Source organism: Kocuria sp. WN036, from assembly GCF_002287015.1.
GTDB lineage: Bacteria > Actinomycetota > Actinomycetes > Actinomycetales > Micrococcaceae > Kocuria > Kocuria rosea.
In genome coordinates this window covers 34,489-55,328 of the sequence record NZ_NSKF01000005.1, presented here as the reverse complement: position 1 = coordinate 55,328, position 20,840 = coordinate 34,489, and the positions used below count along the sequence as shown (strand labels likewise).

Genomic DNA, 20,840 nt, shown 5'->3' with positions numbered 1-20,840 from the left:
CCTCCTGTCCGTCCAGCAACGGAGCCATGCCATGTCCTATGTGATGCCCGCCGACTTCGTCACGAAGATGATCGACGCCGGAGCGGCGAAGGTCGCCATGTCCACCCGCGACACCCTGATCCGTGCGTTCATGGCCGGTGCGATCCTCGCGCTCGCCGCGGCCTTCGCCGTCACCGTCACTGTGCGGACGGGCGAGCCGCTGCTCGGGGCCGTGCTGTTCCCGGTCGGGTTCTGCCTGCTGTACCTGCTGGGCTTCGACCTCCTGACCGGCGTGTTCACCCTCGTGCCGCTCGCGCTCATCGACAGGCGCCCCGGCGTCACCGTCCGCTCGATGCTGCGCAACTGGGGCCTGGTGTTCGCCGGCAACTTCGCCGGGGCGTTCGTCGTGGCCGTGCTGATGGCGATCATCTTCACCTACGGCTTCTCCCTGCCCCCGGACGAGGTCGGCCGCCAGATCGGCGAGATCGGCGAGGGCCGGACCGTCGGCTACGCCGAGTTCGGCGCCGCCGGGATGCTGACGCTGTTCGTCCGCGCCGTCCTGTGCAACTGGATGGTCTCCACCGGGGTGGTCGCCGCGATGATGTCCACCAGCGTCTCCGGCAAGGTGATCGCGATGTGGATGCCCATCATGCTGTTCTTCTACATGGGGTTCGAGCACTCGATCGTCAACATGTTCCTGTTCCCCTCCGGTCTGCTGCTCGGCGGCGGCTTCTCGGTCATGGACTACCTCGTGTGGAACGAGATCCCCACCGTGCTCGGCAACCTGGTGGGCGGGCTGACCTTCGTGGGGCTCACCCTCTACGCCACCCACGCCCGCACCGGGGCGCCCCGCATCCGGCCGGCGGCGCAGGAGGACCGCGTCCCGGTCGCGTGAGCGACGGATCCGGCCGACCCGCCCCCACCAGCTCGCCGACTCCCGAGGAGCCCCGCATGACCCCGATCCTGACCAAGTCCGACGCCGCCGACCTCGTGGTCGCCGCCCGGGTGCGCCGCGGCCTGTCCTGGCGCGAGATCGCCGACGAGATCCGCGCCCCGCACGTCTGGACGACCGCCGCGCTGCTGGGCCAGCACCCGATGACCCCGGAGCAGGCCCGGCAGGTGTGCGACCTGCTGGGCTTGGACGGGACGGTCGCCGAGAGCCTGCAGCAGCAGCCGTCCCGCGGCAGCGACCCGGCGCGGATGACGGACCCCACGGTCTACCGCTTCGTCGAGGCGCTCTCCGTGTACGGGCCGGCCCTGAAGGAGCTCATCCACGAGGAGTTCGGCGACGGGATCATGAGCGCCATCAACTTCCGGGTCGACGTCTCCCGCCGGCCCGACCCGGACGGCGACCGCGTGGTGGTCACCTTCGACGGGAAGTTCCTCGACTACAAGTGGTGACGCCCCGCCCCTGACCTGCTGGCCCGCCGAGTCCCCCCGGTGCTCGCAGTTCCCCCGGATCGATCGGGGGGAACTGCGAGCACCGGGGGGACTCGGCGGTCGGAGTGTCGCTCAGCGGCGGGGCGTCGCCGAGCGGGTCGTCGCCGAGCGGGGGAGCCACCGGGCGCGCCGTGCGCCGGGGCCGCCGCGCCCGGCCAGACCCGACCGCAGCGCCGCGACGTCCTCGGGGCCGGCCTCCGGGGTCCATTCCGTGGTGTCCGGCGCGTAGAGGGCCCGCTCCACGTCCCGGCCGAGCCGCCCCAGCGCCGGCGCGGCGGCCGGGACCACGGCGCCGAGCCGGTCCACGTAGGCCCGGGGCGTCTCCGCGGCGGCGCGGCCCAGCCCGTGGTCGACACCCAGGTCCTCGACCTCCGCCCACCCCGCCAGGGCCCGATCGGCCGCCGGCGCCTGCGCGTCGCCCAGCACCCGCATCCGGCGCCGGCGCCGCCGGGACCGGAGGAGCCGGGGGAGGGCGGCCAGCAGGGCGAGCAGCGCGGCGGTCAGGATCCCGGCCAGCCAGGGCAGCCACCCGGCCGGTCCGGCGTCGTCGTCGGCCTCCGGCGCGGCGGGGGCCTCCGGGGTGGGCACGGCGGTCGGCTCGGCGGAGGGGGCGTCCTCGTCGGGGCTGTCCGCCGTGCTCGCCGGGGTGGGGGCGTCGGTCGGGGCGCCGGTGGGCTCCGCGGTGCCCTCGCCCTCCTGCGACTGCCCGTCCCCGTCCTGCGGCCCCTCGGCGGCGTAGCCGGGGAGGTCGCCGGTGCCGGGGGTCGGCTCGAAGCGCACCCACCCGGAGCCCTCGAACCACAGCTCCGGCCACGCGTGCGCGTCGCGGGGCAGGACCGTGAAGGCGCCCGCCTCCGCCGCGTCCCCGAACGGCTCGTCGGGGTCCGCCGACTGGTCCGGGGCGGCGCCGGTGGCTGGGAGGTAGCCGACCGCCACGCGGGCGGGGATGCCGAGCTCCCGGGCCATGACGGCCATCGCCGGGGCGAAGTGCCCGGCGTAGCCCGTGCGCACGGCCAGGAACTCCTCGAGGGAGGCCATGCCGCCGGCGTCGTAGTCCTGCGCGAGCGGGGCGTCCACGTCGTAGCGGAACTCGTCCGAGCGCAGCCACTCCTGCAGGGCCAGGGCCTGGTCGAAGGCGGTGGGGGCGTCCCCCGCCCGCTCCCGGGCCGCGTCCCGGAGGGCGGCCGGGGTCCCGCCCGGCAGTTCGCGGAACGGGGCGAGCTCCGGGGAGTCCGGCGCGGCGGGGGCCTCGCGCAGCCGCGCGGACGTGGGCTCGGGCACGATCGAGCGGACCTCGTAGGCGGTGCCCTCGGGCGGGACCTGCTCCCCGTGCACGGTGAGGTCGAGCGGGCTCCAGGCCCAGCCGCCGTCCTCGAGCCCCGCCACGTCCACGGGCGCCCACGGCAGCGGCAGCCAGCGCTCGGACCAGTCCCGCAGCTCCACGGAGGTGCTGCGCTCGGGGCCCCCGCCCACGGGGTGCAGCGGGGTGGGGCCGAGGTCGTCGAGCTCGGGGTCCAGCCCGGTGGTGTCCGGGAACCACTCCGCCCCGGAGAAGTCGGCGAGGGTGAGGACCCGGAGCAGCTCGGGCTCGTCCGTGCTCGTCGTGTACTCGAGGCGCGGCAGCTGCTCCGCGGAGCGCAGGTCCTGTCCCACGACCCGCAGCGGGCCCACCCCGGAGGCGCGATCGCCGGCGAGACCGCTGCCCTGGGGGAACGCGCCGTTGACGAAGCCGGGCACCAGGCCCGGGACCAGCAGGGTCACCGCGAGCACACCGGCGCCCACCACGAGGGCCCGCGGCCAGCTGCCCGGCGCCGCGGCGGTGCGGGGCTCGCGGACCGCGCCGAAGCGCCGTCCGCCGCCGAGCAGGACCAGGGCCGCGAGCACCGCGGCCGCCGTCCCGGCCGCGCCCACGCTCCCGGGCAGCACCAGGGCGGGCACCACCAGCAGCGCCAGCACGCCGAGCGCGCTGAGCCCCGGCAGCCGCAGCGCCACGAGCACCGTGTCCACGAACAGGGTCACGAGACCCGTGGCGAGGGCGGCGACGAACGCGAGCGCCGCGCCCCCCGGGTACGGGGCCGGCCGCTCCGCGACGATCCCGGCCGCCTCCCGCCACAGCTCCGCGCCGAGGGACAGGCTCCCGGGGGTGGGCACGAGGCCGAGCAGCGCGGGCTCGCGCAGGAACAGCAGCGTGAGCACGAGCGTCAGGGCGCCGGCGCCGAACAGGGGCGCCAGCAGGCCCGGCAGCCGCAGCACGCGGGACGTCGTGGTCGCCACGACCACGGCGAGGGCCGCGAGCAGCGCGCCGGGGACCCAGCCCGCGCCGTCGAGGACCCCGGCCGGCGCCACGAGGGACAGCCCGACCGCCACGAGGACCGTGCCGGCCAGGCCCAGCACGGCGCGCACCGGGCGGCGGCCCGTCCCGGCGTCCTCCGGCGGCCCGGGGATTCCCGGCGGGCGGGCGGGCGCAGGGGCGCGGACGGCGGCGCTCACCGGACGGCCCCGGCCGCGCGGGCCCCGGAGCCCAGCTGCGCCCACGCGTCCTCGGGCGCGGCGGACGCCGGCACGACGACGACGGACCAGCCCGCCGTCTCGAGCACCCCCGCCCCGTCCGGGACGTGGTCGGGGGAGGAGGTCACCAGCACGGCGCTGCCGGCGGCCGCCCGCTGCGTGCCGCCCAGGACCCGCTCGGCGGCCGCGGCGGAGAGGTCCCCCGAGACCAGCAGCACGGGGTGGACCATGCCGTCGCGGTCGAACCGCTCGGCCAGCGCGTCCTCCGCGGTCCCGCCGGGCCCCGTCTCCCGGGGCGCGGGCTCGGGGCGGACGCGCGCGAGCCCGTGCCGGGCGTCCTCGGCGCCGTCGTCGGTGACGGCGGTGGCGCGGGTGCGGGCGGGAGCGTCGTCGTCGTCCTCGCCGCCGCGGGGGAGCGGGCGGCCGAAGGTGTCGAGGGCGTGCAGGGCGGTCTCGCGCTGGGTGAGGTGCTCGAGCACGGCGGCGGTGAAGGACACGGCCCACTCGAACTCGGCGGTGCTGGGGAGCACGCCGGCCCACAGGCGCTCCCCGGGCCAGGAGGCCTCGTCGCGGTCCAGGACCAGGGTCAGGCGGCGGGTGCTGCGGGGGTCCTCCTGGCGGACCATCAGCCGGCCGTGCTTCGCGGAGGCGGCCCAGTGCACCCGGCGCATCGGGTCGCCGTGCCGGTACTCGCGGGTGGTCACGTTGTCCGGGCCCGGCTGCGGCTGCGCGGTCCGGGACGGGTCGGTGCCGGACTCCCGCAGTCGGTCGGCGCTGATCTCCGGCAGCTCCACGGGGTCCGGGGCCACGTGCAGGGACGTGCGCTCGGAGGCGTCGAGCAGCTCGGCGGCGAGGCCGAACGGGTCGGCCACCCGCACGGTGGCCGGCCCCAGGGCGTACACGCCCCGGCGGCGGGGGCGCACGGTGTAGGCGGCGGGCTCCCCGCCGGCCTCCACGACCAGCTCGCGGTCCCCGCCCAGCGGCTCCGGGACCGTCTCGTGCACGGCGACCGCCCCGGTGACCGTCCCGCCGCGCCGGGTCCGGTGCCGCACGCGCAGCCGGACCACCGCGGAGTCCCCGGCCGTCACCAGCGCCGGGTCCACGCCGCGCTTGAGCAGCACCCTGGGCTTCACCACGTACAGGGACAGGGCCGCGAACAGGGGGGCGCCGCCGAGGAACAGGGCCAGCGCCAGCACGTCCTTGCGGCCCAGCCAGGTGGCCAGCAGCAGGCACAGGGCGCCAGCCCCCAGGAAGGCCCAGCCGCGCCCCGTGAACCGGGCGCGGGAGTCCACGGGCTGCTCCGCCCGCTCGCCCTCCGCCGTGCGCCCCGGCGCCGGCCGGCGCCTCATCGGGTCCGGGGGGTGTGCTCGGCCGGGACCCGCACCTCGTCCAGCACCGCCCGCACCAGCTCCTCCGCGGAGTCGGTGCCGGCGCGCCGGTCCAGGATCAGGCGGTGGGCGAGCACCGGCACCGCGACCGCCCGCACGTCGTCGGGCAGCACGTACTCGCGCCCGCTCAGGGCGGCCTCCGCGCGGGCCGCGGCCTGCAGCTGGAGCAGCGCCCGCGGGCTGGCGCCCAGCCGGATCTGCGGGTGCGAGCGCGTGGCCTGGCCCAGCGCCACGATGTAGGCGCGCACCGCGTCCGAGACGTGGATGCCGCGCACGTGCGCCACCAGGCGGGCCGCGTCCTCAAGGGAGACCACCGGCTGCAGGCCCTCCAGCGGGGAGCCGCCGCCGTGGTCGGTGAGCATCGTCATCTCCGCCGCGGTGTCCGGGTAGCCCATCGAGATCCGGGCCGTGAACCGGTCCCGCTGCGCCTCCGGCAGCGGGAACGTGCCGTCCATCTCCACGGGGTTCTGCGTGGCCACCACCATGAACGGGGTCGACAGCCGGTAGGTCGTGCCGTCCGCCGTGACCTGGCCCTCCGCCATGCACTCGAGCAGCGCGGACTGCGTCTTGGCCGAGGCCCGGTTGATCTCGTCCCCGATCACCACGTTGGCGAACACCGGGCCGGGCTTGAACTCGAACTCGCGCCGGGCCTGGTCGTAGACCGAGACGCCCGTGATGTCCGTGGGCAGCAGGTCCGGGGTGAACTGCACGCGCGAGACCGTGCCGCCGATCGCGGTGGCCAGCGTGCGCGCCAGCATGGTCTTGCCCACGCCCGGCACGTCCTCGACCAGCAGGTGCCCGCCGGCCAGCAGCACGCTCAGGGCCGTGCGCGCCGCCTCCGGCTTGCCGTCGATCACCGCGTTGATCCGGTCCAGGATCGCCTGCGTGTACTGGGGGAAGGACTCCATGGTCTCCTCGGCTTCCTGCTCGCGTCTGCAGCTCCCAGTATGTCTGCCCGGGCCCAGCTCGTAGATTGGTCGGTGCCCGCGTGTTTCCCGTCGGCTCTCCCGTCCGCTGTCCCGTCCTCTTTCCCGATCCGCTCCCCGAGACCTCCTGAGGTGCCGCCCGTGACCGACCCCAACGCCACCCTCCTCGCCGCCTCCCTGTGGCCCGACCCCGCCGCCCGCCCCGCTCCCGCCCCCGGCGCGGCCCCCGCCGCCTACGAGCCCGAGCACTACGCCGTGCCCGAGGACGTCCCCGCGGGAGAGGGCACCCGGCGCCGCTCCGCCCAGGCCGACGACGGGCGCCGCCGCAACCTCTCCTACCCGCCCGCCCCGGAGCCGCTGCCGCACCCGGTGGCCGACAACCACACCCACCTCGACCTGCAGGACGGCCGGGTCCAGGTCTCGGTCCGGGACGCCGCGGACGCCGCCGCCCTCGCCGGGGTGGGCGGCCTCGTCCAGGTCGGCTGCGACGTCCCCTCCTCCCGCTTCGCCGTGGCCGCCGCCGAGGCCGACCCCCGGGTGCTGGCCGCCGTGGCGCTGCACCCCAACGAGGCGCCGAAGCTCGCGGCCGCCGGGACCCTCGACGAGGCGCTCGCCGCGATCCGTTCCCTGGGGGAGCACGAGCGGGTCCGAGCCTTCGGCGAGACCGGTCTCGACTACTACCGCACCGAGGGAGAGGGGCGGGAGCACCAGAAGCGGTCCTTCCGGGAGCACATCCGCTTCGCCCAGGAGACCGGCAAGGCGCTGCAGATCCACGACCGGGACGCCCACGCCGACGTCGTCGCCGTCCTGCTGGAGGAGGGCGCCCCCGAGCGCACCGTGTTCCACTGCTTCTCCGGGGACGAGGAGCTCGCGCGCACCTGCAACGAGCACGGCTGGTACATGTCCTTCTCCGGGACCGTCACCTTCAAGAACAGCCACGACCTCAAGGCCGCGCTGCGCACCGCCCGCCCCGAGCTCGTGCTCACCGAGACCGACGCGCCGTTCCTCACCCCCCACCCGTACCGGGGCCGGCCCAACGCCAGCTACGTGGTCAACTACACGGTGCGCGGCATGGCGGGCATCCTCGAGCAGGAGCTCGAGCCGCTGTGCGAGCGCCTCTGGGCGAACACCTTGGAGGTGTACGGCCCCTTCTGACCCGCGGCGCCCCCCGTTTCCCCTCACTCGCGCTCCCGCCCCCGCCGAGTCCCCCGTATGGTGACAGCTCCCCCCGATCGATCGGGGGGAACTGTCACCACACGGGGGACTCGGCGCAGCTCGACTCCTTCTCCCCACCCAGCGTGGGCCGGTGCCCGTGTCCACACCGGCCGGTCGCGTCGTCCCGGCGGGAGGCAGGCGCTGCTATCCACGAGGCATGATCGAGCTCCGGAGCACCGCCGACCTCCTCGACCACGGCCTCAGCAGCCACGAGATCCGCCGCCGGGTGCGGGACGGACGGCTGCAGCGCATCCACCCCGGCTACTTCGTGGACACGCACCGGTACCGCGAGCTGTCCCCCGAGCAGCAGGTGCTCCTGAAGCACCGGGCCTTCGCGCGGGCGGCACACGTGACCCCGGTGTTCTGCCTGGCCTCGGCGGCCGTGGTGCACGGGCTGGGGCTGCGAAGGGTCCCGTCCCGGATCCACACGGTCTCGCCGCCGGAGCGCGGCACCCACCACGGCTACACGTCGGTCGTCCGCCACGAGGCCGTCCTGGCTGCCGCGGACGTCGTGGCGGTGGACGGACTCCGGGTCACCTCGGCGGAGCGGACCCTGCTGGACTGCGCGAGGCTGCTGCCGTTCACCGACGCCGTGGTCATCGCGGATCAGGCCCACCATGTGGGCGTGTCCCGGTCCCGCCTGGAGAGGCGCCTCCCGCAGTGGGCCGGCCGGCGTGGGGTCAGGCGGGCTCGGTCCGTGCTCGCCGCCATGGATCCGCGCTCGGAGTCCGTCGGCGAGACGCTGACCAGACTGCTGCTGGCGGACTCGTCGTTGCCCATGCCGCGGCTGCAGTGGGTCATCGAGGGCCGCAGCGGGTCCTATCGGGCCGACTTCGCCTGGCCCGAGCACCGGCTGGTGCTCGAGTTCGACGGCGAGACCAAGTACGCCGGGGCCGCCACGCTCCGAGCCGTGCTGCGCGACGAGCGACGGCGCGAGGTGGAGATCCAGGAGCTGGGGTGGACGGTGATCCGCGTGGGGTGGAACGACGTGGTGCATCGTCCGGCGGCGACTCTGGCACGGATCGAGGCCGCTCTCCTGCGCGCGGCGAGTGCACACTGACCCCAAGCCGGCCCGCATGAGCGCCGAGTCCCCCTGGGGGCCGCAAATCCCCTGGACCGAACGGGGGGATCTGCGACCCCATGGGGGACTCGGCGTCAGGAGGGGGCGAGGGGTGGCAGGGCACCGGGCCGATACGATGGGGCGGTGACAGAATCCACCGCGCCAGAGCCCGCCGCCCGCGCCCTGCTGGGGCCCGCGGAGATCCGGGCGCTCGCCGAGCATCTCGGGATCCGGCCGACCAAGACGCTGGGGCAGAACTTCGTGATCGACCCCAACACGATCCGGCGGATCATCGCCGCCGCGCGGCTGGGGGAGCACGAGACGGTGCTCGAGGTGGGACCGGGCCTCGGCTCGCTGACCCTGGGGCTGCTGGACGCCGCCGAGCAGGTCGTGGCGGTGGAGATCGACCCGCCGCTGGCGGCGCAGCTGCCGCACACGGTGGAGCGGCTGCGCCCCGAGCTGGCCGGGCGGCTGACCGTGCTCGAGCAGGACGCCATGCGCGTGCAGGAGCTGCCCGCCGAGCCGACCGCCCTGGTGGCGAACCTGCCCTACAACGTGGCCGTCCCGGTGCTGCTGCACCTGCTGGCCCGCTTCCCCTCGATCCGCCGCGGGCTGGTCATGGTGCAGGAGGAGGTCGCGGACCGGCTGGCCGCGGCGCCGGGCTCCAAGGTGTACGGGGTGCCGTCGGTCAAGGCCTCCTGGTACGCCGAGGTCACCAAGGCCGGGACGATCGGGAAGAACGTGTTCTGGCCGGCGCCGAAGATCGCCTCGGGGCTGGTGCGCTTCGTCCGCCGCGAGCAGCCGGTGGCGGACGTGGACCGGGAGCTGGTCTTCGCCGCGGTGGACGCCGCCTTCGCCCAGCGGCGCAAGACCCTGCGGGCCGCCCTCGCCGGCTGGGCGGGCTCCGCCGCGGCGGCCGGCGAGATCCTCGAGGCCGCCGGGATCGACCCCGGGGAGCGCGGGGAGAAGCTGGACGTCCACGAGTTCGCCCGGATCGCGCGGGCCGGCGCCGCCGCGGGCCTGACCGCCGGGGTGCGCGGGGCATGACCGCGGTGCTGCTCACGGAGCGCGCCGGCGCGCCCGGCAAGGTCAACCTCTTCTTCGCCGCGGGCCCGCCGCGACCGGACGGCTACCACGACGTCGCGAGCTTGTACTGCGCGGTGAGCACGGGGGAGACCGTGACGGCCACGCTGACCCGGGGCACCGGCACCACCGTGGGCGTGGCGGCGGTCCCGGGCTCGCTCGTGGCCCAGCAGCTCGACCGCGGGACGTTCTCCCTGGACGCGGTGCCCACCGACGGGTCCAACCTGGCCGTCCGGGCCGCCGAGGCCGTGCTCGCCCGCTTCCCGCCCCTGGCGGGCGGGCTGCACCTGCAGCTCGACAAGGCCGTGCCCGTGGCCGGCGGCATGGGCGGGGGCTCCGCGGACGCCGCCGCGGCCCTGGTCGCCGTGAACCGGCTCGCCGCCCGCGTCTCAGGGGAGCCCGAGCTCGACGACGACGCGCTGCTGGAGCTCGCGGCCTGTCTCGGCGCCGACGTGCCGTTCGCGCTGACGGGCGGGGCCGCGGTCGGCACCGGGACGGGATCCCGGCTGCGCCCGGTGGCGGTCGGGGCGGCGCTGCACCTGGTCCTCGTGGCGGCCGAGGCGGGCCTGTCGACGCCCGCCGTCTACGCGGAGCTGGACCGGCTGCGCGCGGATCAGGACGTCCCGGCGCCGCGGCTGCCGGGCGACCTCGAGGCGGTCCTGGGCGCCGGGGCGGCCGGTGAGCTGGCCCCGCTGCTGGCCAACGACCTGCAGGCCGCGGCCCTGTCCCTCGCGCCGCAGCTGGGGCCGGTGCTGGCCGCGGGCGCGGCCGCCGGCGCCCTGGCGAGCTTCGTGTCCGGGTCCGGGCCCACGGTGGCGCACCTGGTGGCGGACGCCGCCGCGGCCGAGGACCTCGCGGACGTGCTCAGGGGCCAGGGAGCGCCCGCTCTCGCGGTGCGTGCTCCCTGACCCCTGGCCTCCGGCCGCCGGCGCCTGGATCTGACCTGACCTCCCGGGTTCAGGCGGCGTCGGCGGACGATCAGCGGTGCTGCGGCGCGGCGTCCCGGGCCGGCGCGGCGTCCGTGCCCGGGCGCACCTGGCGCTGCACCACGAACGCGGGGACCACGGCGGCGCCGCGGCCGCTGAGCCGCTCGAAGCGCTCCTGGAAACGGCGCAGCCGGCCCCGGGGCTCCACGGCCAGAACCACGCCGTCCACCCGGTCGGTCAGGGCGGCGAGCTCGGCGGCACCCGCGCGGGGCGGGACCGTGGCCACGAGCAGCGAGGGCGTGGTGTCGTCCATGCCCAGCCAGTCGGTGTCGCCCAGCGGGCCCACGGCGTCCGTGAGGGTGCGGGTGTCCACGACCTCCACGGTGCCGCCCCACGAGGAGACGACGGCGTCCAGTGCCTGGACGACCACGGTGGCCTGTCCGGGCAGGGCCGAGTGCACGGCGATCCGGGAGCCGGGCCGCGGCACCGCGCGGTCCTCGTCCTGGGAGAGCCGGCGCAGCAGCTCGAGTGCGCCGTCCTCGTCGTCCACGGAGTTCAGCACCACGGCGGGCGAACCGGTCCCGTCGGCGAGCCGGTCGGGCCGGCGCACGCTGCGGTCGGCGCGCTCCCGGAACGCCCCGGCGAGGGCGCCGAGGACCAGGCCGCCGACCACGCCGCCGGCCACGAAGAGCGGGATGCCGGCCGAGGAGGGCTCCTGCGGCGGCGTGGCCTCGCTGATCACGCGGCCCGGCGTCGGGGCGATGAGGGCGAGGGCGGTGCGCTGCTCGCGCAGCTGCCGCAGGCTGGAGGAGTCGTCGTCGCTGCGCTCGAGGCCGGCGATGGACTCGTCGATGCGCTTCAGCGTGTCGTCGGCGGTGGTCTGCACGTCCTCGCCGCGGTCGGCGAGGTAGGCGGTGGCCAGGGCGTTGGCGCGCTCGGCGGCCTGGTTCGGGTCGTCGCCGGTCACCGTCACGCGGAGCACCTGGGTGTCGTCCGGGGCGGTGGTCGAGAGCCGCTCGAGCAGGTCCTCGGCCAGCGCGGGGTCGGCCTCCTCGACGGGGACGTCCTGCAGCAGGGCGGCGGCCCGCAGGGTGATGCGCTGCGAGGCCATCGTGGCCATCTCCGTCTGCATCTCGACCTCCTCGAAGCCGGAGTCGCCGGTGAGCGGGTTCACCGCGCTCGGCGTGACGGTCATCGAGGCGGTCGCCTGGTAGGTCGGCGGCCACAGCAGGCCCGCCACGAGGGCGGCGGCCAGCACGACGAGCCAGGTGCTGAGGATCGTGGGCCACCGGTGCAGGACGCGGCGCCACGCGGGCGTCGGGTCCGCCGGCTCCGGCCGGTTCGGCCGGGCCCGGACGGTGTCGTCCCGGGTTCGGCGCCGTTCGGCGCCGATGGTGTTCAGAGTCTCGCTCATGTGGATTTCCCCCCTGGTGGATCGCGGGTCGTCTCGGATGGAGCAGCCGCGCCCGGCGTCCGCCCCCCGGCGGATCGCCGACCCCGGCCCGGGAAGCGCTGCCGGGTCCTGCCCGGCCGGCCACGTCCTGATTCCGATGTCGATCGATTGAAATGTTACAGATGCAAACTCATCGGGACCACAGCAGGACCCGGTGATCCCGTGGTCTCTTCGGACCACACGCCTCGGCGTCCGTCCCCCGGACGGCGGCGCGGCCGCGGAGCACGAGGACCGCCCCGGCGCCGGCCACGAGCAGGCCGGTCAGCGCGAGGTGGACGAGCAGGCCGGTGGTGGTGGTGCCGAGCAGGGCGCGGACGGCCAGTCCGCCCCCGCCCGTGAGCACGGCCGCGGCCGCGGCGATGGCGCCGACCACGGACCAGCGCGGGGCGATGCCGAGCAGCCGCACGGACTGGAACAGGGCCAGCCCCGTGTCGGTGAGCACCGACGCCGCCCACGCCGTGGCGGCTCCCACGAGGCCCCACTGCGGGATCAGCCACAGGTTCAGGGCCACGGCCACGGCCAGGGCCGCGGACTTGTTCATCAGCTGCCACCGGCTGCGCCCGGCCATCAGCAGCAGGGACTGCACGCCGCCGGCCGAGACGGCCAGGAGCATGGCGGTGGCGATGACGAGCATCGCGGGGTAGCCGGACTCGAAGCCCTCGCCGAAGAAGGACAGGACCACCGGCCCGAACAGCAGCAGGGTGAGGTAGAAGGGCCAGGCGCCGGCCACGAGCACGGCGGTGGTGCGGGTGAACACGGAGCGGGCGGTGGCGAGGTCGTCGACCGCCAGCGCGGCGCTGATGGACGGGCCGGTGACCATGCGCGCGGTGTGGTCGAGCATGGCGCCCACCCGGATACACCGGTTGACCACGCCGTAGACGCCCGCCGCGGCGGGGCCCAGGAACGCGGCCACGAGCAGCACGTCGAGCCACTCGAGCAGCGCCTCGACCACCGCGGTCACGCCGCGGGCGGAGGAGAAGGACCAGAACGCCCGCCGCTGCTGGTCCGGCTCCGGCGGGGGAGCGGCCCCGGGCCGGTCGCGCAGGTCCCGGAGACAGCGGCGCAGCAGCAGGAGGGCGAGCACGGCGACCACGGCGACCGGTGCCGTCCACGCCGCCGTGAGGGCGAGCAGCCCGCCGCCGGCGACGACGACGGCGAGGACGCCGAGCACCCGCAGCGAGGGCAGCACCACGTTCTGCAGGAAGGAGAAGGTCGGCACCCGGTGCAGCCCGCGCAGTGCGCCGAAGGCGAGGTTGAGCACGGCGCCCAGCACGAGGAAGGGTGCGGCGAGCAGCACGGCGGGGCCCACGCCGTCGGGCAGGGCCCCGGGCACGAGCGTGAGCACGGCCGCGGTGGCGGCCACGCCCGCGGCGAGCACGAGCACCGGCCGGGCCGCGATCCGCAGCACCCCGGGCACCGCGGCGCCCTGGCCCCGGGCGGTGAGGGCGGGGACCGCCCGCACCAGCCCGGTGTCGGCGCCGAAGGTGGACAGGGTGGTGGCGATCGCCAGCACGGCCACCACCTGGAAGAACTGACCGGCCGCCGCCGCGCCCGAGGCGTTGGAGACCACCAGCGTGGCGGCGAAGGCGAGGCCCGCGCCGGTGACCACGAAGGCGAAGGTCAGCGAGCCCGAGCGCGCCAGCGGCTGCGCGCTCACAGCCCCTCCCCGTAGCGCCGGGAGCGCAGCAGCACGGCCAGGCTCAGGCTGATCAGGATGAACTGCACCGCGTCGAGGCCGTAGTAGGTGAAGAACAGGCACGCGGCCACGGGCGCGGAGTGCACGAGCAGCCCGGTGGTGGTGCGGACCTTGAGCGTCAGCAGCGTGGTCCCGTGCAGGTAGGCCACGAACAGGCCCAGGCCCACGAGCCCGTAGCAGAACATGAGGGTCCAGACGTAGCCCTGGGTGCCCATCTCGATGCCGACGGTCTCGTCGTACAGCGGCGCCCCGTAGCCGAGCAGCGGGGAGTCCAGGGTGGCCAGGAACGTGTCCCGGTACAGGTCGGAGCGGGTGCCCGTGCTGTCGCTGTACTCCTGGCGGCCCAGGATCCGTTCCACGGCGCCGCTGGCCACGAGCCACCCGCCGACGGCGGCCGTGCCGGCGACCCCGGCCAGGGCCACCCCGATCCGGCCCCGCAGGACCATCCGGACCATGACGTAGCCCAGCGCCACCGCGATGCCGAGGAACATGCCCCGGTTGGTGGTCGCCACGGCCGGGGCGAGCGAGGCCACCAGCCCGGCCACGATCAGCAGGTGCCGGGCGCGGAAGCGGACGGTGGTGAGGTAGGCGAGGACCAGGGGCGTGAGGAGCACGAACCCGGAGCCCCACCCGTTGGTGTACGGGAACGGTGCGGCCGGCCGGTTGTACGGCTCGGGCGCGCCCCAGGGGAGCTGGACCTCCGCCAGGGGCGGGAAGAAGAAGTTCTGCACCAGCGCGTTGGAGGTGATGCCCTCCGGCAGCAGCAGGCCGATCGGGGTGGTCAGCCGCGCCTCGGGGATCACGAACGTCAGCAGGCCCAGTCCCACGAGCGTGGCCCACGCGACCACGGCGGCCCGCAGGAACCGCCGGTGGTCCAGGGTCTCCCGGGCGTTCCAGTAGTAGACGAAGTAGATCAGCGCGGCGCAGATGTTGACCCAGCGCAGCGCGAAGCCCATCCAGGAGCCGAACCCCTCGATCTGCACCGAGCTCGCCGCCATCCACAGCAGGAACACCACCAGCAGCCAGGCCGGCCACGGGACCGTCACCGAGCGGTGGAGCACGAGCAGGAAGAGCATGACCACGGCGAGCAGCGCCGGGGCGAACTGCAGGGCGCCGGAGGCCCAGATCAGCGGCAGCCCCCAGAACAGGACCAGCAGCGGCCAGGCGGGCAGGACGCCGGTGGTGCGGCGGACCGGGGCCGGCCGCACCACCGAGGGGCTCAGGAGCGCCACGGCCGCCTCACACCCCTCTGCCGAAGAAGGACACGGCGTTCTGCAGCCGCTCGGCGCTGACCGCGCCGGTCGCCACGGCCAGGGCGCCCCAGGCCCGCAGCTGGCCGCGGTCCCGGCGCAGCGCCGCCCGCGCCCACCGGACCGCCTCCCGGCGGTCGCCGCGGGCGGCGTGGGCGAACGCGACCTGGCCGGCCATCAGGGCCGTGCCCTGGTCGGAGGTCTCGAACTCGGGGAACTTGCGCAGCATGTAGGTCAGGGCGTCGGCCATGTCCCCCCACTGCTGGCGGAAGAAGGAGGGCCGGTCCCAGCGCACGGTCAGCACGGTCTCGGGCACGGAGTGCACCGGGGCGTGCCGGGCCAGGCGCAGCAGCAGGTCGTAGTCCTCGCCGTAGGAGGACGGCAGGTCCTCGTCGACGAGGCCCACGGGCCCGTACAGGTCGGCGCGGCGGCAGATCAGCGCCGAGGGGTGGATCTCCATCATCCGGTCGGCCAGCAGCTCCGGGAAGGTGGCCACGGCCTGCGGGACGCGCCGGATGGTGCGCTCGTGGGAGACGATGTCGATCGCGCCGGCGATCGCGGAGGCCTCCGGGTGCCGGTGCCAGTGCGCCACCTGCCGGGTGAGCTTGCGCGGGGCCCACACGTCGTCGTCGTCGCAGAAGGCGATGATCTCCCCGGTGGCCGCGTGGATGCCCGTGTTGCGGGCGCCCACCAGGCCCGGGGACCGGGTGTTGGGCACGGTGCGCAGCTCCACGCCGGCCGGGACCTCCACGTCCGTGAGCGGGTCGACCTCGATCCGGTCGAAGACCACGACGACCTGGAGCGGGCCGGCGTAGTCCTGCTCGACGATCGCGCGGACCGCCTCGCGGAGCATCTCGGGCCGCCCGGCGGTGGCGATCAGGACGGACACGGACGGGTGGGCGGTGCGGAAGCCTGCGGCGGTGGCGGCGGTCGTGGCCGGGGCCGGGGCGAGGACGTCAGCGGACATGGCGGGTGCTCCTGTCGGTCGGGAGGGCGCCGACGGCGTCGGCGTCCGGGTCGGTGGCGGCGGGCCGTGCGGTCAGCCCCAGGTACTTGCGCCGCATGGAGACCGCGCTGATCGCCGCGAGGGCGGCCAGCAGGATCGCGTAGGCGGGCAGGAAGAGCGCGGGGAGCCCCCAGAGGAGGAAGATCCAGCAGGTGACCCCCGCGTCGGTGGGCAGGTTGAGGAAGGAGCGCAGCGTCCCGCCCGCGGGCGGCCCGGCGATCCCGCCCTTGCGCCGCAGCTGCTCGGCGAGGATCTGGCTCATGAACTGGCCGACCTCCACGAGCACGAACAGCGCGGCGAGCACCGCGAGGGCCGCTGCCGGGAACGCCTCGGGCCGGGGGTGCAGCAGGGCGGCGGCCGCCACGGCCAGGTGCAGCGCGGGGGTCCGGATCGAGTCGACCACGTGGTCGAGCCACTCCCCGGCCGGCGAGCCGGTGCCGGTGAGCCGGGCCACCTGCCCGTCGGCGGAGTCCAGGACGTAGCCGGCGGCGAGGAGCAGGGCGACGACGACGCCCGTGGCCGGGGTGGGCGGGGCCGCCACGAGCACGACCAGCCCCGCCGCGGAGAGGACCGCGCTGAGGGCGGTCACCCCGTTGGGGGTCAGCCCCGCCGCGGCGGCCCGCGCGGCGGCGTAGCGGGCCAGCGGGCGGTTCACCCACCGGGTGTACGCCGGGACCCCCTGGCCGGGCTTCTGCGCCGCGCGCAGCCCGGCCAGGGCCTCCTCGTAGCTCGGACGGTGCCGCGGGGCGGCGGTGTCGGTGGTGCTCATCAGGCGTTCGCCTCCGTGCTGGGCACGAGCTCGAGGTCGAAGGTCGTGTCGGTGGTGTTCGTCCAGTTGGAGTGCACCTCGGCGGCGATCACGTTCTTGCCGTTGCGCAGCGCCGACGCGGGGATCTCGACCACGACCGGGGCGGCCATCGCGGTGGCCGTCCGGCGCGGCGCCAGCGCGTAGGTCCCGGGGCCCAGGTCGCCGTCCGGCAGGTTGTCCCGGACGACCTCCTTGCCGTTGACGTAGACCGCCACGGCGTCGTCGGCCCGGGTGGTGAGCGTGAGCTTCCCGTACTTGGAGACGTCGGCCACGTCCAGGGACCGGCGGTAGTACGTGGTCAGCGGGCGGGTGCCGTCGGCCACGAGCGTGGTCCGCACCGAGGCGTCGCCCCAGCCGAGCACGGCCGAGCCCTGCTTCCACGCGGCGTCGTCGAACGCCGTGCCGGCCCAGTCGCCGGCCGGAGGGTTCGCCCGGTCGTGGTGGTACCGCCAGGTGGCGCCCTCGGCGACCAGCGCGTCCGGCTCCTCGGCCGGGGACTCCTCCGCCGGCGGCGCCGGCTGCGTGCCGGGGGTGACGACCGCGGAGAGCTCGAAGGTCGCGTCGGTGGTGTTCGTCCAGTTGGAGTGCACCTCGGCGGCGATCACGTTCTTGCCGGTCTTCAGCGCCGATCCGGGCACCTCGACCACGACCGGGTCGGCCACCGCGGTGGCCGTCCGGCGCGGGGCCGTCGCGTAGGTGCCGGGGCCGAGGTCGCCGTCGGGCAGGTTGTCCCGGGCGACCTCCTTGCCGTTGACGTAGACCGCCACGGCGTCGTCGGCGCGGGTGGTGAGGGTCAGCTTCGCCACCTCGGAGGCGTCCGCCACGTCCACCTCCTTGCGGTAGTAGGTGGTGAGCGGGCGGGTGCCGTCGGCCACGAGCGTGGTCTTCACCGAGGCGTCGCCCCAGCCGAGCACGGCCGAGCCCTGCTTCCACGCGGCGTCGTCGAAGCCGGTGCCGGCCCAGTCGCCGGCCGGCGGGTTGGCGCGGTCGTGGTGGTACTTCCACGTGGCGCCCTCGGCGACCAGCGTGTTGGGACCGGCCGGCTCGTCGGCCGGGGGCTCCTCCGCCGGGGGCTCCTCCGCGGGCGGCTCCTCGGCCGGCGGCTCCTCCTCCGCCGGGGGCGCTGGCTGCGTGCCGGCGGTGACCACCGCGGAGAGGTCGAAGGTGGCGTCGGTGGTGTTCGTCCAGCTGGAGTGCATCTGGGCGGAGATCACGTTCTTGCCGGTCTTCAGCGCCGATCCGGGCACCTCGACCACGACCGGCTCGGCCACCGCGGTGGCGGTCCGCCGCGCGGACAGCGCCCACGGCGTGTCCTCGAGCGAGCCCTCGGCGACGTTGGAGCGGACCACTTCCTTGCCGTTGACGAAGACGACCACACCGTCGTCGGCGCGGGTGGTGAGGGTCAGCTTGGCCACCTTGGAGGCGTCGGCCACGTCCACGGTCTTGCGGAACTGGGTGACGATCGGGCGGGTGCCGTCGGCCACGAGCGTGGTCTTCACCGAGGCGTCGTTCCAGCCGAGCACGGCCGAGCCCTGCTTCCAGGAGGAGTCGTCGTAGTCGGCGGCCGTCCAGTTCGCCCCGGGCGAGACGTCGCGGTTGTGGTGGTACTTCCACGTGGCGCCCTCGGCGATCAGGGTGCTCGTGCCGGGCGCGGGCTCGGGCTGCGGCTCCGGGGCAGGCTGCGAGCCGGCCACCACCACCGGGGTGGAGGCGGAGACGTTGCCCGCGGCGTCCGCCGCGCGCACCGCGTACCGGGCGGCGTCCACGTGCGGGACCTTCAGGCTGGTGCCCGTGGCGGTGCCGATGGGCCGGTCGTTGCGCAGCACCTGGTAGGTCACGCCGGACTCGGGGGCCGCCGTCCAGGAGAGGGCGGCGGAGTCGCCGTCCCGGGCGACCTTCAGGCCCGTGGGCGCGGCCGGGGCCTTGGCGTCCCGCGGGGCGAAGCGGAGGAAGCCGCCCGACCACTGCGCGGAGCCGGAGGTGGAGACGCTGCGGTTGATGTCGCCGCCGGTCCACAGGACCCCGTTGCTGTCCACGAGGGTGGCCCACACGCCCCAGCCGCCGAAGCCCTTGATGTCCGGGTTGAAGCCGGGCAGGTACTTGCCGCCGGCGGCGTCCCACGCGCCGATCGCGTTGATCCGGTCGGCCACGGTCACGGGCTGGGTGTTGCCCCCGGCCTTGATCCACTTGGTGGCGCCGGCGTTGAACCAGTGGAAGCAGTGGCAGGCGCCGTAGACGGTGTCGTCGGTGGAGGTGATCGCCTGGATGTCACCGCCCAGGGAGGTGATGCCCCAGGAGGTGCGCTGGAAGGTGGAGCGGTCGTAGCCGAACATCGAGTGCTCGGCGCCGCCGGCCCAGACGGTGTTCCCCTGCTCGCGCACGGCGAGCTGGAAGGCCGTCTGGCCGGGGTTGGCGTAGTCCACGGGCACGGACGGCTCCCAGGTCCAGGTGTCCAGCGGGGCGCCGGCGGTGGTGCGCACCGCGGCCAGGCGGAACGCCGAGGCGCCCTGGGACTGGTTGAAGTACCCGGCCGCGTAGAGCCGGTCGCCCTTGGCGGAGGCGTCCACGCTCGTCACGGTGCCGTTGAACTCCGGGTTCCAGCCGGCGTCCGGGGTGCGCGTGGAGATCTTCACGCGGGCGCCGGACCGGGCGTAGACACGCCCGGTCTCCTGCCCGCCGCTGAGGTGGGTGAAGGCCCCGCCCAGGTACAGGTGGTCGCCCTGCACGTCGAGCGTCCGGACCTGCAGCACACCGCCGGTCAGCAGGTTCTCCACCTTGAGGTTCCAGGCGGTGTCGACCTTGCCGGTCGTGGAGTCGAGCACCACGAAGCCGGGGGCGCTCACGCCGTTGACCGTGCTGAAGCGCCCGCCCACGGCCAGCCGGTTGTTCGGCAGCTCGGCGAGGGCCTTCACCTGGCCGTTGAAGACCGGGCGGAAGTCGGTGCGCAGCTCGCCGGTGTTGACGTCGAAGGCGGCCAGGTAGGACTGGGCCACGCGCCCGGTGCCGGCCGCATTGCGCTGCATCGCCTTGAAGTTGCCGCCGGCGAAGACCGTGCTCCCGATCTGCTCGAAGGCCTGCACCTCCGTGTTCATCTCCTCACCCTGCCCGTCGGCGCGCTCCACGGCGCCCCACTTCGTGGGCTCGGCGCCGCTGTTGGGCAGGGCCCGCTGGGCGGCCGCGGCGGTGCCGGAGTCCGGGATCGCTTTGCCGGTGAACGCCTGCTGGGTGACCTTGGGCCGCAGGTACATCTGGGTGAAGGGGATGGCGCCCTTCCCGCCGGCGGTGGGAGTCCACAGGTAGGTGGTGCTCGTGTTGCTGCCGGTCACGCCGTCGCCGTAGCGGAAGCCGCGCTGCCAGCTGGTCTCGGTGACGTCCTGGAAGCGCACGCGGGCGGTGCCGGTGTTCGTGCCGAAGTCGTTCGTGGTGCCGGTGGTCCCGGAGGCCACGCCGGTGCCGTAGACCAGGGAGAAGGAGGTCACCGGGGTGCGGGAGCCGAACGTCCAGTTCCAGTACGGCTTGGCGGAGATCTTCATCCGCCCCTCCTGCCAGGTGGTGCCCCCGGCGTCACGGGCCCGGCGGATCCGGATGCCGTCCTCGAGGGAGTCGGGCCGCTGCCCGTTCAGGAGCTCGTCGACCGTCTCGGAGGGCAGCTGCTTGGGCGCGAAGGCCGCGGTGCCCGAGACCGTGGAGGAGACGTCCTTGGGCGTGCCCACGCCCTGGTAGTACTCCTTCCAGTCGTTGCGGCCGCGGCCCACGAGGACCCAGCCGCCGCCGTCGGTCACCTGGTCGCAGTAGAACTGCTCGGGCGCGGTCATGGCCGGGGTGACCAGCCAGTAGACGCCGGAGGCGGACTTCGGGTCCTTCTGCTTGATCTCCCAGCAGGACGCCGCGGCCGAGGCCGCGGTCTTGCCGTCCACCGGCGGCGCCTCGGCGGCGCCCACCGGGATGGAGGTCAGCAGCGTCGCTGCGACGGCCAGCACGGTGCCGATGCCCAGGGACGCCTTGGTGCGGGCCGTGCGCGCACGGCGCCGGCTCCTGTCCGCCCGGGGCGGGGTGTTCGTGTTTCCCATGGTGTGGTTCCTCAACAGGTTCGTGCGGACGG

General features: G+C 75.4%; 15 protein-coding genes. 6 read left to right on the top strand and 9 right to left on the bottom strand.

Annotated elements, in window-relative coordinates; translation table 11 throughout:
* The first annotated feature begins 31 nt into the window (after positions 1-31).
* Complete coding sequence (locus tag CK505_RS05020; RefSeq protein ID WP_017832389.1) at positions 32-874, top strand: formate/nitrite transporter family protein; 843 nt, start codon at positions 32-34, stop codon at positions 872-874.
* Between the two features lie 56 nt (positions 875-930).
* A complete protein-coding gene (gene cynS, locus CK505_RS05015; RefSeq protein ID WP_035926675.1) occupies positions 931-1,380 on the top strand; it encodes a cyanase in 450 nt (149 codons plus the stop codon).
* Between the two features lie 111 nt (positions 1,381-1,491).
* On the opposite strand, the gene CK505_RS05010 is transcribed toward cynS, so the two are convergent.
* From CK505_RS05010 to CK505_RS05000, 3 genes are read right to left on the bottom strand one after another with little or no spacing between them, the layout of a single operon-like run.
* Positions 1,492-3,909 (bottom strand): DUF3488 and transglutaminase-like domain-containing protein, encoded by a 2,418-nt coding sequence (locus CK505_RS05010; RefSeq protein ID WP_141246781.1) that lies wholly within the window; start codon positions 3,907-3,909, stop codon positions 1,492-1,494.
* Positions 3,906-5,276, bottom strand: coding sequence for a DUF58 domain-containing protein (locus CK505_RS05005; RefSeq protein WP_095650437.1), 1,371 nt, complete (start codon positions 5,274-5,276; stop codon positions 3,906-3,908). The genes CK505_RS05010 and CK505_RS05005 overlap by 4 nt, the downstream gene beginning before the upstream one ends.
* A complete protein-coding gene (locus CK505_RS05000; RefSeq protein WP_017832385.1) occupies positions 5,273-6,223 on the bottom strand; it encodes a MoxR family ATPase in 951 nt (316 codons plus the stop codon). The genes CK505_RS05005 and CK505_RS05000 overlap by 4 nt, the downstream gene beginning before the upstream one ends.
* Before the next feature lie 159 nt (positions 6,224-6,382).
* On the opposite strand from CK505_RS05000, the gene CK505_RS04995 reads away from it, so the two are divergent.
* The 4 genes from CK505_RS04995 (at position 6,383) to CK505_RS04980 (ending at position 10,507) form a co-directional block, all read left to right on the top strand.
* Entirely contained in the window at positions 6,383-7,396 is a 1,014-nt protein-coding gene (locus tag CK505_RS04995) for a TatD family hydrolase (RefSeq protein WP_095650436.1), read from the top strand.
* Positions 7,397-7,613: 217 nt separating this feature from the next.
* On the top strand, positions 7,614-8,516 hold the full coding sequence (locus CK505_RS04990; protein ID WP_095650435.1) for a type IV toxin-antitoxin system AbiEi family antitoxin domain-containing protein: 903 nt from the start codon (positions 7,614-7,616) through the stop codon (positions 8,514-8,516).
* A 144-nt stretch (positions 8,517-8,660) separates the two neighbouring features.
* Entirely contained in the window at positions 8,661-9,563 is a 903-nt protein-coding gene (rsmA, locus tag CK505_RS04985) for a 16S rRNA (adenine(1518)-N(6)/adenine(1519)-N(6))-dimethyltransferase RsmA (protein ID WP_095650434.1), read from the top strand.
* Positions 9,560-10,507, top strand: coding sequence for a 4-(cytidine 5'-diphospho)-2-C-methyl-D-erythritol kinase (locus tag CK505_RS04980; protein ID WP_095650433.1), 948 nt, complete (start codon positions 9,560-9,562; stop codon positions 10,505-10,507). Before rsmA ends, CK505_RS04980 begins: the two co-directional genes overlap by 4 nt.
* A gap of 70 nt (positions 10,508-10,577) precedes the next feature.
* On the opposite strand, the gene CK505_RS04975 is transcribed toward CK505_RS04980, so the two are convergent.
* From CK505_RS04975 to CK505_RS18395, 6 genes are all read right to left on the bottom strand, one after another.
* Positions 10,578-11,939 carry a hypothetical protein gene (locus CK505_RS04975; RefSeq protein ID WP_035926665.1) on the bottom strand — a complete coding sequence of 454 codons (1,362 nt, stop codon included), beginning with the start codon at positions 11,937-11,939 and terminating at the stop codon, positions 10,578-10,580.
* Between the two features lie 169 nt (positions 11,940-12,108).
* Complete coding sequence (locus tag CK505_RS04970) at positions 12,109-13,635, bottom strand: lipopolysaccharide biosynthesis protein (protein ID WP_095650432.1); 1,527 nt, start codon at positions 13,633-13,635, stop codon at positions 12,109-12,111.
* Positions 13,632-14,906 (bottom strand): O-antigen ligase family protein, encoded by a 1,275-nt coding sequence (locus CK505_RS04965; RefSeq protein ID WP_017832379.1) that lies wholly within the window; start codon positions 14,904-14,906, stop codon positions 13,632-13,634. Before CK505_RS04965 ends, CK505_RS04970 begins: the two co-directional genes overlap by 4 nt.
* Before the next feature lie 7 nt (positions 14,907-14,913).
* A complete protein-coding gene (locus tag CK505_RS04960) occupies positions 14,914-15,891 on the bottom strand; it encodes a glycosyltransferase family 2 protein (RefSeq protein WP_095650431.1) in 978 nt (325 codons plus the stop codon).
* A complete protein-coding gene (locus CK505_RS04955) occupies positions 15,881-16,699 on the bottom strand; it encodes a CDP-alcohol phosphatidyltransferase family protein (protein WP_095650430.1) in 819 nt (272 codons plus the stop codon). The genes CK505_RS04960 and CK505_RS04955 overlap by 11 nt, the downstream gene beginning before the upstream one ends.
* Positions 16,699-20,808, bottom strand: coding sequence for a fibrinogen-like YCDxxxxGGGW domain-containing protein (locus CK505_RS18395; protein WP_095650429.1), 4,110 nt, complete (start codon positions 20,806-20,808; stop codon positions 16,699-16,701). Before CK505_RS18395 ends, CK505_RS04955 begins: the two co-directional genes overlap by 1 nt.
* Between the last annotated feature and the right edge of the window lie 32 nt (positions 20,809-20,840).

Bases quoted from the DNA above. Each gene is read 5' to 3' on its own strand.
- CK505_RS05020 (WP_017832389.1), top strand. From the start codon at position 32: ATGTCCTATGTGATGCCCGCCGACTTCGTCACGAAGATGATCGACGCC.
- cynS (WP_035926675.1), top strand. From the start codon at position 931: ATGACCCCGATCCTGACCAAGTCCGACGCCGCCGACCTCGTGGTCGCC.
- CK505_RS05005 (WP_095650437.1), bottom strand. From the start codon at position 5,276: ATGAGGCGCCGGCCGGCGCCGGGGCGCACGGCGGAGGGCGAGCGGGCG.
- CK505_RS05000 (WP_017832385.1), bottom strand. From the start codon at position 6,223: ATGGAGTCCTTCCCCCAGTACACGCAGGCGATCCTGGACCGGATCAAC.
- CK505_RS04990 (WP_095650435.1), top strand. From the start codon at position 7,614: ATGATCGAGCTCCGGAGCACCGCCGACCTCCTCGACCACGGCCTCAGC.
- CK505_RS04980 (WP_095650433.1), top strand. From the start codon at position 9,560: ATGACCGCGGTGCTGCTCACGGAGCGCGCCGGCGCGCCCGGCAAGGTC.
- CK505_RS04975 (WP_035926665.1), bottom strand. From the start codon at position 11,939: ATGAGCGAGACTCTGAACACCATCGGCGCCGAACGGCGCCGAACCCGG.
- CK505_RS04960 (WP_095650431.1), bottom strand. From the start codon at position 15,891: ATGTCCGCTGACGTCCTCGCCCCGGCCCCGGCCACGACCGCCGCCACC.
- CK505_RS04955 (WP_095650430.1), bottom strand. From the start codon at position 16,699: ATGAGCACCACCGACACCGCCGCCCCGCGGCACCGTCCGAGCTACGAG.
- CK505_RS18395 (WP_095650429.1), bottom strand. From the start codon at position 20,808: ATGGGAAACACGAACACCCCGCCCCGGGCGGACAGGAGCCGGCGCCGT.